Consider the following 14,018-nt stretch of genomic DNA (forward strand, 5'->3'; position numbering starts at 1 on the left):
CCCAGTGTATCGGCCGTCGCAAGTCGGTTTGTCCGGCGCGCGAGGGGTGGTTAGGCGGGGGTGTTCTGGGCACACATCTGGTCAGCGTGCGGGGCGTGGCGGCTGGGGCGGCTGCCTGGGTGGGAACATGGTGAGGTGCCGGTATGTCATGTTGTGACCGGTTTTGATGGGGATTATCGTTCCGGCACTGGAGGCCGCCGGGAACCGGCGGCTCGATTCGTTCGTAGATGGGGTCGAAGCCATGGCTGAGAAGACAACCGTCGCGGGTACCGCCACCAAGCGGGCGCGCAAGGCTGTGGCAGGCGATCCAGGGGAGGGGACCGTGACCACTACCGCACGGCACAAGACCAGTAACGACACCGCTCGCGTCGCCGCCGGCCGCACCCGGACGCCGGCCGCCCCCGGCGCCCGCGGGGGCGCCGAGTCGGTGGACCCGGCCGAGCTGCCCGTCCGTCCGGGCGAGGAGCCGTGGACCGGGGAGGAGGTGCGCGAGCTGCACGCCGAGCTGATCAGCGACCTGGAGCGGCTGCAGAACGAGATCGACGCCTCCGAGGCCACCATCTCCGGGCTGATGCGTGACTCCAACGACGGAGCCGGTGACGACCAGGTGGACGCCGGTACGAAGAACATCTCGCGGGAGAGCGAGCTGGCCTTGGCCAACAACGCCCGCGACAGCCTCGCCCAGACCGAACACGCCCTGGCCCGCCTGGAGACCGTCGGTTTCGGCGTCTGCGAGTCCTGCGGCCAGGCCATCGGCAAGGCCCGGATGCAGGCCTTCCCCCGGGCCACGCTCTGCGTCCAGTGCAAGGCCAAGCAGGAGCGTCGCTGATCGGGCCGACCGGGGCGGCGAGGGCGTGCGGGCTTGCCGTACGCTCAACCCCGTAACGTCGCCCGACTCGTCCCGGTCGGCGATCACCGGCCCACTCTCCCCCCGCCTTTCGGTCCGGGGGGACCTCCATCGGCAGCGGAGCGGATCATCAGTACGCAAGGTTCCCCCCAGATGCGGGACGAGTCCGTCCCGACTCCCGCCGACGCTGTGGAGGAGGCCGTGGCCGAGCCCGGCGAGGTGGCCGCACCGGCCGAGGAGACGACGCCGAAGGGGCGCCGGCGGATCGGCGTGCTGCTGGTGATCGCACTGTTCGCCTTCCTGATCGACCTCGGCAGCAAGCTGCTGGTGGTGGCCCGGCTGGAGAACCACGCGGCGATCAAGGTGATCGGCGACGTGGTGACCTTCCAGGTGATCCGCAACTCCGGCGCCGCGTTCGGCATGGGCCAGGCCCTGACCGTCGTCTTCACCATGATCGCCTCGTCCGTCATCGTGGTGATCTGGCGGATCGCCCGCAAGCTCTACAGCCTGCCCTGGGCGATCGCGCTCGGGCTGCTGCTCGGCGGGGCGCTCGGCAACCTCACCGACCGGCTGTTCCGCTCGCCGGGCGTCTTCCGCGGCCACGTGGTCGACTTCATCTCGGTACAGCACTTCGCGGTCTTCAACCTCGCCGACTCGGCGATCGTCTGCGGCGGCATCCTGGTCGTCCTGCTCTCCTTCCGCGGCAGCAACCCGGACGGCACCGTCCACCAGCAGGCGGACAAGAGCGAGTAGGGGCGGGCTCCGCGTCCGGCATACTCGTACGGGTGAGTACCGCAGCGCAGATCCGCAGCCTTCCCGTACCCGACGGCCTGGAGGGTGAGCGTCTCGACGCCGCCCTCGCCCGGATGTTCGGCTTCTCCCGGACCAAGGCCGCCGAGTTGGCCGCCGAGGGCAAGGTGACGCTCGACGGCGCCGTGGCCGGAAAGTCGGACCGGGTGACCGCAGGCTCCTGGCTGGAGGTCGAGATCCCCGCCCCCGCCGCGCCGGTGCGGATCGTCGCCGAGCACGTCGAGGGCATGCACATCGTCCACGACGACGAGGACATCGTGCTCGTCGACAAGCCGGTCGGCGTCGCCGCGCACCCCAGCCCCGGCTGGACCGGCCCGACCGTGATCGGCGGCCTCGCCGCGGCGGGCTACCGGATCTCCACCTCGGGCGCCGCCGAGCGCCAGGGCGTCGTGCACCGCCTCGACGTCGGCACCTCCGGCCTGATGGTGGTCGCCAAGTCCGAGCGCGCCTACACCGACCTCAAGCGGCAGTTCCACGACCGGGTGACCGAGAAGAAGTACCACACGCTGGTGCAGGGCCACCCGGACCCGATGAGCGGCACGGTGGACGCGCCGATCGGGCGTCACCCCAGCTCGGACTGGAAGTGGGCGGTGACCAAGGACGGCAAGGCGTCCGTCACCCACTACGACCTGATCGAGGCCTACCGCGCCGCCTCGCTGCTGGACATCAAGCTGGAGACCGGCCGTACCCACCAGATCCGGGTGCACATGTCGGCGCTGCGCCACCCCTGCGTGGGCGACCTGACCTACGGCGCCGACCCGACGCTGGCCAAGCGGCTCGGGCTGACCCGGCAGTGGCTGCACGCGGTCTCGCTCGGCTTCGAGCACCCGGCGGACGGCGAGTGGGTGCAGTTCTCCAGCGAGTACCCGGCGGACCTGCGCAAGGCGCTCGACATCATCTCCTCCGAGAGCTGAGGGACGGCGGGATGAGCGCTTTCGCGGTACGGATCAGGGTCGCCGGGAGCGCGGACGACCTGGCGCTGGTCCGCGCGGTGCGGCGCGAGGTGTTCATCGTCGAGCAGGGCGTGCCGGAGGCGCTGGAGTACGACGACCTCGACGCCACCTCCGAGCACCTGCTCGCGGTCGGTCCGGAGGACCAGCCGCTCGGCACCGCCCGGCTGATCCACGGCGAGCAGGCGCGCGGGCTCACCGACGGGATCGAGGGCCGGGTGCTGCTCGGCCGGCTCGCGGTGGTGCGCGCGGCGCGCGGGACCGGGCTGGGCGCCGGGCTGGTGCGCGCGGTGGAGGCGGCCGGGCGTGGGCGCGGTGCCCGCGAGGTCGAGCTGCACGCGCAGGTCCAGGCGCTGGGCTTCTACGAGCGGCTCGGTTACACCGCCGAGGGCCCGGTCTACGACGACGCGGGGATTCCGCACCGGACCATGACCCGGGTGCTCTGACCGTCCTGTGAGCCCTCTCCCGTGCGCGGGGGAGGGCTGGGTCGTCCAGTGGGGCGGGTCGCGGGTCTCTCCAGCGGCTTTACCGGACGCCTACCCGCCCGGCGGATACGATCACCGACCATGGAGCTCGGTGGCGCATGGCGCCGGTGGCGCGGCCGCGGGACGGCGGCCGGACGGAGGGTGCTGGCCGGTGCCGTGGCCCTGGTGGCGGTGGCCGGAGTCGGGACGGCGGTGGCCGTGGCAGCCGGCGGGGAACAGGCGGTCCGGCAGGAGGATCGTTTCCTCAGCATGCCGGAGACCCCTGGCAGCAGCCGGCAGATCCAGCTCGACACCTCGTACTTCACCACCGGATCCGACCCCCGGCCGGCGATCCTGCTCGCCCACGGCTTCGGCGGCTCCAAGGAGGGCGAGCGCGAGCGCGCCCAGCAGCTCGCCCGGCAGGGCTACGCGGTGCTGACCTGGTCGGCGCGCGGCTTCGGCCACTCCGGCGGGAAGATCGGCCTCAACGCACCCGACCGCGAGGTGGAGGACGTCAGGCACCTGGTCGACTGGCTCGCCCAGCGGCCCGAGGTGCAGCAGGACGCCCCCGGAGACCCGAGGGTCGGCATCACCGGCGCCTCGTACGGCGGCGCGGTGGCACTGCTCGGCTCCGCGTACGACCACCGCATCGACGCCGTGGCCAGCCAGATCACCTGGTGGAACCTGGCCGACGCGCTGTTCCCGCAGGGGGTGCGGGGCTCCGGCGCCGTCGACGGGGTGTTCAAGAAGCTCTGGGCCGGGATCTTCTTCACCACCGGTTCGGCCGGGGACCTCGGCCCCTCGGGCGGCGCGCCGCGCGCCACCTCCGGGCCGGGGGCAGCCGAGGACGCGCCGGTCGGTTGCGGGCGGTTCCTCGACACGCTCTGCCAGATGTACGACCGGGTCGCCACCACCGGGCACGCCGACCCCGAGGCCGTGGCGCTGCTGGACCGCTCCAGCCCCTCCTCGGTGGCCGGGCAGCTCAAGGCGCCCACCCTGGTCGTCCAGGGCCAGCAGGACTCACTGTTCCCGCTCGACCAGGGCGACGCCATCGCCCGGGCCGTCGCCGCCAACGGCGCGCCGGTGGCGGTGGACTGGTTCGCCGGCGGCCACGACGGCGGCACCGACACCAGCGCGCGGGTGGACGACCGGGTCGGCGCCTGGTTCGATCACTTCTTGAAGGGTGGCAGCTCGAAGAGCGGCAGCCTGAAAGGTGACGACCCCAAGGACGCGGGCGCCGGCACCGGGCCCGCCTTCCGGGTCACCCGCACCGGCGGCGTCGACTCCACCGGCTTCCAGGCCGTGCTGCGCGGCGCCTCCGCCGACGCCTACCCCGGCCTGGCCGGGACCGGCTCGCGCGACGTCGAGCTGACCGGCGGACCGGCCGGCGCCGAGCAGACCTTCGCCAACCCGCCCGGCGGCGCCCCGCCCAACATCTCCTCACTGCCCGGCATCGGCGCGCTCGGCCAGGCCGCCGCGCTGGGCGCCGGGCTCTCCCTGGACTTCCCCGGGCAGCACGCCTCCTTCGAATCCGCGCCGCTGGACGGCCCGCTGCACCTGACCGGGCAGCCCACCGTCGCCGTCCGGGTGCAGGCGGACCGGCCGGACGCGGTGCTCTTCGCGAAGCTGTACGACGTCGGCCCGGACGGCAAGGCGAGCCTGCCGCAGCAGCTGGTCGCCCCGCTGCGGGTCACCGGCGCGGACGCGGCCGGTGGCCGGACCGTCACCGTCGCGCTGCCCGCCGTCGACCACACCTTCGCCGCCGGACACCGGCTGCGGCTCGTGCTGGCCAGCACCGACCTCGCCTACGCCTCGCCGGCCGAGCCCGCCACCTACCGGGTCGCGATGGCCGGGGCGCTCACCGCGCCGACCGTCGACGGCCTGGTCACCGAGGCCGCGCCGCTGCCCGTGCGGACCTGGGTACTGCCGCTGGTGGCCGTCGCCGCGGCGGCCGCGCTGCTCCTGGCGCCCCGGCTGCGGCGGCGCCGCCGCGCGGGCCGGGCACCGGCCTACGACCCGGCGCTGGCCGGGGTGCCGCTGCAGATCACCGGCCTCAGCAAGCGCTACCGGGGATCCACCGACCGGTACGCCGTCCGGGAGCTGGGCTTCCGGGTCGAGCAGGGCCAGGTGCTGGGCCTGCTCGGGCCCAACGGCGCAGGCAAGACCACCACGCTGCGGATGCTGATGGGTCTGATCCGGCCGGACGAGGGCGAGATCAGGATCTTCGGCCACCTGGTGCGCCCCGGTGCGCCGGTGCTCTCCCGGGTCGGCGCCTTCGTCGAGGGCGCGGGCTTCCTGCCGCACCTCAGCGGCCGGGCCAACCTGCGGCTCTACTGGCAGGCCACCGGCCGCCCGGACGAGGACGCCCACCTGGACGAGGCGCTCGCCATCGCCGGACTCGGCGAGGCGCTGGACCGCGCGGTGCGCACCTACTCGCAGGGCATGCGCCAGCGCCTCGCCATCGCCCAGGCCATGCTCGGCCTGCCGGACCTGCTGATCCTGGACGAGCCGACCAACGGGCTCGACCCGCCGCAGATCCGCGAGATGCGCGAGGTGATGATCCGCTACGCGGCCGCAGGACGGACCGTCATCGTCTCCAGCCATCTGCTGGCGGAGGTGGAGCAGAGCTGCACCGACCTGGTGGTGATGGACCGGGGCCGGCTGGTCACCACCGGTGCCGTCGCCGAGATCGTCGGCGGGGGCGAGCTGCTACTGGTCGGCACGCCCGCCTCGTACGGGCCGGACGAGCTGGCGGTGGCCGCCGAGAAGACGGGCGCGCTGGCCGGTGTCGGCTCGGCGGAGGCGGTCGAGGGCGGGCTGCTGGTGCGGCTGGACGGCATGGCGGCCGGCCGGCTGATCGCCGAGCTGGTGCGGTTGGGTGTGCCGGTGGAACGGGCCGGGCCGCACCGCCGGCTGGAGGACGCGTTCCTGTCGCTGATCGGAGGTGCGGCATGACCGCCGTTGTTTCGCCGGATGGTGTTTCGCCGGGGGCCACCCGGTCCGGAGGGGTGTCGCCGGACCACGCGCCCGGTTACCGGGCCGGGCGGACGCTGCCGCTGCGGATCGAGGCCATGCGCCAACTGCGGCGCCGGCGCACCCTGGTGATCGGCGGGGTGCTGGCCGCGATGCCGTTCGTCATCCTGGCGGCGTTCCAGATCGGCGGCACCCCCGGCCGTACCGACCGGACCACCTTCATCGAACTGGCCACCGCCTCCGGGCCCAACTTCGCGACCACGATGCTCTTCATGGGCACCGGCTTCCTGCTGGTGATCCCGGTCGCGCTGTTCTGCGGGGACACCGTGGCCTCCGAGGCGAGCTGGTCCTCGCTGCGGTACCTGCTGGCCGCGCCGGTGCCCCGGGCCCGGCTGCTGGCCCGCAAGTTCGCGGTGGGGCTGGCGTTCTCGGCGGCGGCCGTGGTGCTGCTGCCGGCGATCGGGCTGCTGGTCGGCACCGCCGCGTACGGCTGGGGCGACCTCAAGCTGCCCGCCGGGGTGAGCCTCCCGGCGGGGGAGGCGCTGCCCCGGCTGGCGATCGCGGTGGCCTTCGTCCTGCTGAGCGAGGTCGTGATCGCCGCGCTGGCGTTCTGGCTCTCCACCGCGACCGACGCGCCGCTGGGCGCGGTCGGCGGGGCGGTGTTCGCCTCGATCGTCACCGGGGTGCTGGACGCCGTCACCGCGCTCGGGGACCTGCGGGAGTGGCTGCCCGCCCACTGGCAGTACGCCTGGGCGGACGCCCTGCAGCCGCAGTTGGAGTGGGGCGGCATGATCCAGGGCGTCTCGCTCTCGCTGTCGTACGCGGCGGTGCTGCTGGCGCTGGCGTTCCGCGGCTTCGCCCGCAAGGACGTGGTGTCGTAGCGGGCAGCGCGGGGTGCGGGATCATGGAGGTCCTGACCTGAAGCTCTAAGGAAGCCGAACCGTGGCCCAGATCGTCCTCTTCCACTCCGTCTACGGGCTGCGCCCCGCCGTCCACGCCGCCGCCGACCGGCTGCGCGCCGCCGGGCACACCGTGCACACCCCCGACCTCTTCGACGGCCGGACCTTCGACGACGTCGAGGCGGGCATGGCGTACAAGGAGGAGGTCGGCAGCGACGAGCTGCTGCGCCGGGCCGTCGGCGCCGCCGCCCCGCTGCTCACCCCGGTCAACGGCGAGGCCCCGGTCGCCGAGGGCCTGGTCTACGCGGGCTTCTCGCTCGGCGGCTCGCTCGCCCAGAACCTCGCCCTCGCCGACGAGCAGGCGTGCGGGCTGCTGCTTCTGCACGGCACCTCCGACCTGCGGGAGGACGCGGCCACCTCGATCCCGGTCCAGCTGCACGTGGCCGAGCCCGACCCGTTCGAGACCGAGGACTGGCTGAACGCCTGGTACCTGCGGATGCGCAAGGCCGGCGCGGACGTCGAGATCCACCGCTACCGGGGTGCCGGGCACCTCTTCACCGACCCCGACCTGGCCGACTACGACGCCGAGGCCGCCGAGCGGACCTGGGCCGTCGCGCTGGACTTCCTGGCCGAGCTGGACGGCTGAGGGCCGGGGCGGGGGAGTGGTGACAGGCGACAGGGCGCGGTGCGGACTCGACTACGCGCCGGCCGGGACGCTGCCCGGGCTGCTCCAGCGCGGCCGGGGGCTGGGCGCCCGGATGGCCGCGGAGGATCCGTCGGCCGCCGCCGGGCTGGTGTACGGCTGCGTCCGGTGGGACTGGCGGTGGGACGGCCAGGCGGACAGCCGGCACCTGTACCTGGCCCGGCTGATCCGGGACCTGGGACTGTCCCCGGAACCGGTGACCGCGCTGCTGACGGCGGACCGGGACACCTGCGAGCGGGCCACCCGGGTGCTGGAGCTGCTGGCGCTCGGCGGCTCGGCGCAGGCCCGGGAGGCGCTGCGCGAGCACGTCCGGGAGGGCGGGCACGGCCTCGGTCCGCAAGCACCGCCACGGGGCGACCACCGGCCCGACCCTGGGCCCGACCTCGACCCCGGGGTGCCGGCGCTGGTGGCGGAGCTCGAACGGTGCTGGGTGGAGCGGCAGTGGTGCGGCCCGGACGGTACGGCGCTCGGGCTGGCGAGGTTCGGGGCCGGGGCGGGTGGGGCGGTGTCGCTGCTGCGCCGGTTCTGGCTCTGGACGCCGCACTCGTACGAGCGGACCGCGTACCTGGAGGCGCTGGCCGCGATCGGCCCGGCCGGGCTGGCCGACGCGTACGCGGAGTGTCTCTGGGACTGCGAGGAGAGCGCCCGGCTGCTGGGCGTGGAGCGGGCGCCGGACGGGCCGGTGGTGCGTGAGCGGCTGGCGTATCTGCGCGACGATCCGATGGAGGAGGCCGCGGTGCGGGCGGCCGCGCGGGTGCGGCTGGCGGTGTTTGCGGGGGGCTAGAGTAGGGGGGTGAACGTGTGAGGTCGGTCCGGGCGCTGGTGCAGGCTCGGGCCTCAGTTGTTTCAGCGTGGCGTGATCATCCGCTGTGACCTGCGCGTTCGCCGGCCAACCAGACAGCACGAGCCTCCGGAGGCCCCGCCGTGAGCGATCAGCCGTACGCGCATCTGCACGTCCACACCGAGTACTCGATGCTGGACGGTGCCGCCCGGCTGAAGCAGTTGTTCAAGGAAGTCGAACGGCTGGGGCAGACCCATGTCGCGATGACCGACCACGGCAACATGTACGGCGCCGCGGAGTTCCACAAGCAGGCCACGGCCGCCGGGATCACGCCGGTGATCGGCATCGAGGCGTACGTCGCGCCGGATTCGCGCTCCAACACCAAGCGCATCCTGTGGGGGCAGCCGCACCAGAAGCGGGACGACGTCTCGGCGTCCGGTGCCTACACCCACAAGACCATCTGGGCCCGCAACAAGCAGGGGCTGCACAACCTCTTCAAGCTGACCTCGCGCTCCTACGCCGAGGGCTGGCTGGTGAAGTGGCCCCGGATGGACAAGGAGATCATCTCCGAGCACGCGGCCGGCCTGATGGCCACCACCGGCTGTCCCTCCGGCGAGGTGCAGACCCGGCTGCGGCTCGGGCAGTTCGACGAGGCGCTGAAGTCGGCCGCCGACTACCAGGAGATCTTCGGCAAGGAGAACTACTTCCTGGAGCTGATGGACCACGGCCTGGACATCGAGAAGCGGGTCCGCGACGGGCTGATCGAGATCAGCAAGAAGCTGAACATCCCGCCGGTGGTCACCAACGACTCGCACTACACCACCGAGGGCGACGCCGGCGCCCACGACCTGCTGCTCTGCGTGCAGACCGGCAAGAACCTCTCGGACCCGGACCGCTTCCGCTTCGACGGCACCGGCTACTACATCAAGTCGGCCGCCGAGATGTACGCGCTGGACTCCTCGGACGCCTGGCAGGAGGGCTGCCGGAACAGCCAGCTGCTGGTCGCCTCCCGGGTCGACACCGCCGGCATGTTCGAGTTCAAGAACCTCATGCCGCGCTTCCCGATCCCGGAGGGCTTCGAGTCCGAGGCGGACTTCTTCAAGTCCCAGGTGTGGAAGGGCATGGACTGGCGCTTCCCGAACGGGTACGACGAGGAGCACAAGAAGCTCGCCGAGTACGAGATGGACACCATCATCCAGATGGGGTTCCCGGCGTACTTCCTCGTGGTCGCCGACTTCATCATGTGGGCCAAGGAGCAGGGCATCGCGGTGGGCCCCGGCCGTGGCTCGGCGGCCGGTTCGCTGGTCGCCTACGCGATGGGCATCACCGACCTCGACCCCATCCCGCACGGTCTGATCTTCGAGCGCTTCCTCAACCCCGAGCGCATCTCCATGCCCGATGTCGACATCGACTTCGACGAGCGCCGGCGCGGTGACGTGATCCGGTACGTGACGGAGAAGTGGGGCTCCGACAAGGTCGCCATGATCGTCACGTACGGCACCATCAAGGCGAAGGCCGCCATCAAGGACTCCTCGCGGGTCCTCGGCTACCCGTACGCGATGGGCGACCGGATCACCAAGGCGATGCCGCCGGACGTCATGGGCAAGGGCATCCCGCTGTCGGGCATCACCGACTCCTCGCACCCGCGGTACAGCGAGGCCGGCGAGATCCGCGGGCTGTACGAGACCGACCCGGACGTCCGCAAGGTGATCGATACCGCGCGCGGTATCGAGGGCCTGATCCGCCAGCCCGGTGTGCACGCGGCCGGTGTCATCATGTCCGCCGAGCCGCTGACCGACCACATCCCGGTCTGGACCCGGCACACCGACGGCGTCACCATCACGCAGTTCGACTACCCCACCTGTGAGGGCCTCGGCCTTCTCAAGATGGACTTCCTCGGCCTGCGCAACCTGACGATCATGGACGACGCCGTCAAGGCGATCGAGAAGAACAAGGGCATCAAGATCAACCTGCTTGATCTGCCCCTCGACGACAAGCCGACCTACGAACTGCTCGCCCGCGGTGACACGCTCGGCGTCTTCCAGCTCGACGGCGGGCCGATGCGTTCGCTGCTGCGCCTGATGAAGCCCGACAACTTCGAGGACATCTCCGCCGTTCTCGCGCTGTACCGACCGGGCCCGATGGGCGTCAACTCGCACACCAACTACGCGCTGCGCAAGAACGGCCAGCAGGAGATCACCCCGATCCACCCGGAGCTGGAGAAGCCCCTGGAGGAGATCCTCAAGCCGACCTACGGCCTGATCGTCTACCAGGAGCAGGTGCAGAAGGCCGCGCAGATCCTGGCCGGCTACTCGCTCGGCCAGGCCGACCTGCTGCGCCGCGCGATGGGCAAGAAGAAGAAGGAGATCCTGGAGGCGGAGTTCGTCCCGTTCCAGAAGGGCTGCCGCGAGCACGGCTACTCCGACGCGGCGATCCAGGCGGTCTGGGACGTGCTCGTCCCCTTCTCCGGCTACGCGTTCAACAAAGCGCACACCGCCGGGTACGGGCTGGTCTCGTACTGGACGGCGTACCTCAAGGCCAACTACCCGGCCGAGTACATGTCCGGCCTGCTCACGTCCGTCAAGGACGACAAGGACAAGTCGGCGGTGTACCTCAACGAGTGCCGCAAGATGGGCATCCAGGTGCTCCCGCCGGACGTCAACGAGTCGGACTCGGACTTCACCCCGCACGGTGACGAGCTGGTGCGGTTCGGTCTGACGGCCATCCGCAACGTCGGCGGGCCGGTGGTGGACTCGATGATCCGCACCCGGAAGACCAAGGGGAAGTTCAGCTCCTTCCCCGACTTCCTGGACAAGGTCGAGTCGGTGGTCTGCAACAAGCGGACCGTCGAATCCCTCATCAAGGCGGGCGCGTTCGACTCGCTCGGGCACACCCGAAAGGGCCTGACCGCGCAGTTCGAGCCGATGATCGACAACGTCGTCGGGGTCAAGCGCAAGGAGGCCGAGGGGCAGTTCGACCTCTTCGGCGGCGACACGGTGAGCGACGAGCCGAGCTTCGGGCTGGACGTGGTCTTCTCCGAGGAGGAGTGGGAGAAGTCCTTCCTGCTCACCCAGGAGCGGGAGATGCTCGGCCTGTACGTCTCCTCGCACCCGCTGCACGGCATCGAGCACGTGCTCGCCGACAAGGCGGACTGCGCGGTGGCCGACCTCGCCGATCGGCCGGACGGCACCATCATCACCATCGGCGGCATCATCTCGGGCCTCCAGCGGAAGATGACCAAGCAGGGCAACGCGTGGGCGATCGCCACCGTGGAGGACCTGGCCGGCTCCATCGACTGCATGTTCTTCCCCGCCAGCTACCAGCTGGTCTCCTCCCAACTCGTCGAGGACACCGTGGTGTTCGTCCGCGGCAAGCTCGACAAGCGGGAGGACGTGCCACGGCTGATGGGGATGGAGCTGTCCGTCCCGGACCTCTCCAACGCGCACGCCGAGGCGCCGATCATCATCAACATCCCCAGCGTGAGGATCACCCCGCCGCTGGTCGCCCGGCTCGGCGAGGTGCTGACCCACCACAAGGGCACCACCGAGGTCCGGCTGCGGCTGGAGGGTCACCGGCGCACCACCGTGCTGCGGCTCGACCGGCACCGGGTGAAGTCCGACCCGGCGCTGTTCGGGGACCTCAAGCAGCTGCTCGGGCCGAGCTGCCTGGCCAGCTGAACCAGGCCGCGGCGGCGGGTCGTCGAGGACTCACGACCCGCCGCCGAGGCCCGGCGGGACGGCCGTGTGCAGGGCCGAGACGAAGGCCGAGATCGCCGGGTGCGAGCCCGCGCCCGCGCGGAAGGCGGCCCGGGTGCGCCGGTACATCGGCAGCCGGGTGAGCACCACGCCCGGCGGTGGCTGCGCGGCGCCCAGCTGTGGCACCAGCGCCACCCCCTGACCGGCCGCCACCAGGGCCAGCACGGTGGTGAAGTCGTCGATCTGATGCCGGATCCTGGGCGTGAAGCCGGCGCCCTCGCAGGCCCGGACGGCCATGCCGTGGCAGAGCGTGCCCGGCGGCGCCATGATCCACGGGGCGGCACGCTGCTCGGCGACCGTGCCCGCCGCGCGGGCCGCCAGGTACATCGGCTCGGTGAACACCGGCCGGGTGAGCGCCAGGCCCGGCTCCGGTTCGGCCGGCACCAGGTCGTACTCGTGCACCAGCGCCACGTCCAGCTCGCCCGCGCGCAGCGCCGCCGCCACGCCCGCCGGGTCCACCTCCGTCACTATCGGCTCCAGGCCGGGGTGCCAGGCCGCCAGCTCGGCCAGCACCGCCGGGATGATCGCGCGGGCCGCCGAGGGGTAGGTGCCGATCCGCAGCGGACCGGCCAGCCCCTGCCTGGCGTGGGCGAGTTCGGCGCCGGCCTGTTCCAGCCGGGCCAGCACCGCCTCGGCGTGCCGGACCAGGTTCCACCCGGCGGGCGTCAGGGCGACCCGCCGCCCGGTGCGCTCCAGCAGCGGGACACCGGCCTCCTTCTCCAGCACGGACAACTGCTGGGAGACCGCCGAAGGGCTGAACGACAGCGCCTCGGCGACGGCGGCGATGGTGCCGAGATGGGCCAGTTCGCGCAGCAGACGCAGGCGTCGTACATCGAGCATCGGATCAGCTTACGAGAAGCCTCGGAAATCTGAACTGGACCTGGGGGATCGATGGATCGCAGGATCGTGGTCATGGAACTCAAGGGCATCCACGTCCCGCTGGTCACCCCGTTCGCCGAGGACGGTTCGGTGGCCCTGGACGCACTCGACCGCCTCGCCCGCTCGGTGCTCGACGACGGCGCGGCCGGCCTGGTCGCGCTCGGCACCACCGGCGAGCCCGCCGCGCTGAGCGCGCCGGAGCGGCAGGCGGTGGTCGAGGTCTGCGCGGCGGCCTGCGCCGAGCGCGGCGGGCAGCTGGTGGTCGGCGCCCACGGCGGCGACACCCGGAGCGTCGGGGAGGCACTGGCCGTCCTCGGCAAGCAGGTGCCGCAGGCCGCGGCGGCGCTGGTCACCGTCCCCGCCTTCCTGCGGCCCGGCGAGGCCGGGACGGTCGAGCACTTCCGCCGGCTCGCCGAGGTGAGCCCGCTGCCGCTGGTCGTCTACCACATCCCCTACCGCACCGGGCAGGCGCTCTCCGCCGCCGCGCTGCTCCGGCTCGCCGCCGTACCGGGCGTGGTGGGCGTCAAGTACGCGACCGGCGGGCTCGATCAGGACGCCGTGGAGCTGCTCGCCGCCGCACCGGCCGGCTTCGCGGTGCTGACCGGGGAGGACGCCTTCCTCTCGCCGATGCTGGCGCTCGGCGCGGCCGGCGGCATCCTGGCCTCCGCCCAGCTGGCCACCGCCCGGTTCGCCGAACTGGCCGCCGCCTGGGAGGACGGGGACGTGCCGCGGGCCCGGGCGCTGGGCCACCGGCTCGCCGCGCTGGCGGGTGCCGTCTTCGCCGCGCCCAACCCGGCCGTGGTCAAGGGGGTGCTGCACGCCCAGGGGCGGATCCCCACCCCGGACGTGCGGCTGCCGCTGCTGCCGGCCGGCGCGGCGGAGGTCGCGGCGGCGCTGGACCTCGTTACTGGTCCGGAGTTCGCCAGTGGTCTGGACCACTAGGGCTGGTCCGCCCTC

The 14,018-nt window shown here is 72.5% G+C and carries 11 protein-coding genes; 10 read left to right on the forward strand and 1 reads right to left on the reverse strand.

Annotated elements, in window-relative coordinates; all coding sequences use genetic code 11:
* Positions 1–322 precede the first annotated feature (322 nt).
* The 9 genes from ACIP82_RS25900 (at position 323) to dnaE (ending at position 12,104) form a co-directional block, all read left to right on the forward strand.
* Positions 323–829 (forward strand): TraR/DksA family transcriptional regulator, encoded by a 507-nt coding sequence (locus ACIP82_RS25900; protein ID WP_363607319.1) that lies wholly within the window; start codon positions 323–325, stop codon positions 827–829.
* A 171-nt stretch (positions 830–1,000) separates the two neighbouring features.
* Positions 1,001–1,600, forward strand: a complete 600-nt coding sequence (gene lspA, locus ACIP82_RS25905) for a signal peptidase II (RefSeq protein ID WP_363607320.1) — start codon at positions 1,001–1,003, stop codon at positions 1,598–1,600.
* Between the two features lie 32 nt (positions 1,601–1,632).
* A complete protein-coding gene (locus ACIP82_RS25910) occupies positions 1,633–2,571 on the forward strand; it encodes an RluA family pseudouridine synthase (protein ID WP_363607321.1) in 939 nt (312 codons plus the stop codon).
* Positions 2,572–2,582: 11 nt separating this feature from the next.
* On the forward strand, positions 2,583–3,053 hold the full coding sequence (locus ACIP82_RS25915; RefSeq protein ID WP_400656639.1) for a GNAT family N-acetyltransferase: 471 nt from the start codon (positions 2,583–2,585) through the stop codon (positions 3,051–3,053).
* A 120-nt stretch (positions 3,054–3,173) separates the two neighbouring features.
* Entirely contained in the window at positions 3,174–6,026 is a 2,853-nt protein-coding gene (locus ACIP82_RS25920; protein WP_400656641.1) for an alpha/beta fold hydrolase, read from the forward strand.
* Positions 6,023–6,925: an ABC transporter permease gene (locus ACIP82_RS25925; protein ID WP_363607324.1), complete on the forward strand. Its 903-nt coding sequence runs from the start codon at positions 6,023–6,025 to the stop codon at positions 6,923–6,925. Before ACIP82_RS25920 ends, ACIP82_RS25925 begins: the two co-directional genes overlap by 4 nt.
* 61 nt (positions 6,926–6,986) lie before the next feature.
* Positions 6,987–7,589: a dienelactone hydrolase family protein gene (locus ACIP82_RS25930; RefSeq protein WP_400656645.1), complete on the forward strand. Its 603-nt coding sequence runs from the start codon at positions 6,987–6,989 to the stop codon at positions 7,587–7,589.
* Between the two features lie 19 nt (positions 7,590–7,608).
* Positions 7,609–8,430: a hypothetical protein gene (locus ACIP82_RS25935; protein ID WP_363607326.1), complete on the forward strand. Its 822-nt coding sequence runs from the start codon at positions 7,609–7,611 to the stop codon at positions 8,428–8,430.
* A 140-nt stretch (positions 8,431–8,570) separates the two neighbouring features.
* Complete coding sequence (dnaE, locus tag ACIP82_RS25940; protein ID WP_400656647.1) at positions 8,571–12,104, forward strand: DNA polymerase III subunit alpha; 3,534 nt, start codon at positions 8,571–8,573, stop codon at positions 12,102–12,104.
* Between the two features lie 30 nt (positions 12,105–12,134).
* On the opposite strand, the gene ACIP82_RS25945 is transcribed toward dnaE, so the two are convergent.
* A complete protein-coding gene (locus ACIP82_RS25945) occupies positions 12,135–13,022 on the reverse strand; it encodes a LysR substrate-binding domain-containing protein (protein WP_400656649.1) in 888 nt (295 codons plus the stop codon).
* A gap of 51 nt (positions 13,023–13,073) precedes the next feature.
* On the opposite strand from ACIP82_RS25945, the gene ACIP82_RS25950 reads away from it, so the two are divergent.
* On the forward strand, positions 13,074–14,003 hold the full coding sequence (locus tag ACIP82_RS25950) for a dihydrodipicolinate synthase family protein (protein WP_400656651.1): 930 nt from the start codon (positions 13,074–13,076) through the stop codon (positions 14,001–14,003).
* Positions 14,004–14,018: the final 15 nt, after the last annotated feature.

Origin of the sequence: Kitasatospora sp. NPDC088548 (genome assembly GCF_044753005.1) — a bacterium.
In the GTDB taxonomy this organism is placed as follows: Bacteria; Actinomycetota; Actinomycetes; order Streptomycetales; family Streptomycetaceae; genus Kitasatospora.

Bases quoted from the DNA above. Each gene is read 5' to 3' on its own strand.
- lspA (WP_363607320.1), top strand. From the start codon at position 1,001: ATGCGGGACGAGTCCGTCCCGACTCCCGCCGACGCTGTGGAGGAGGCC.
- ACIP82_RS25915 (WP_400656639.1), top strand. From the start codon at position 2,583: ATGAGCGCTTTCGCGGTACGGATCAGGGTCGCCGGGAGCGCGGACGAC.
- ACIP82_RS25920 (WP_400656641.1), top strand. From the start codon at position 3,174: ATGGAGCTCGGTGGCGCATGGCGCCGGTGGCGCGGCCGCGGGACGGCG.
- ACIP82_RS25925 (WP_363607324.1), top strand. From the start codon at position 6,023: ATGACCGCCGTTGTTTCGCCGGATGGTGTTTCGCCGGGGGCCACCCGG.
- ACIP82_RS25945 (WP_400656649.1), bottom strand. From the start codon at position 13,022: ATGCTCGATGTACGACGCCTGCGTCTGCTGCGCGAACTGGCCCATCTC.
- ACIP82_RS25950 (WP_400656651.1), top strand. From the start codon at position 13,074: ATGGATCGCAGGATCGTGGTCATGGAACTCAAGGGCATCCACGTCCCG.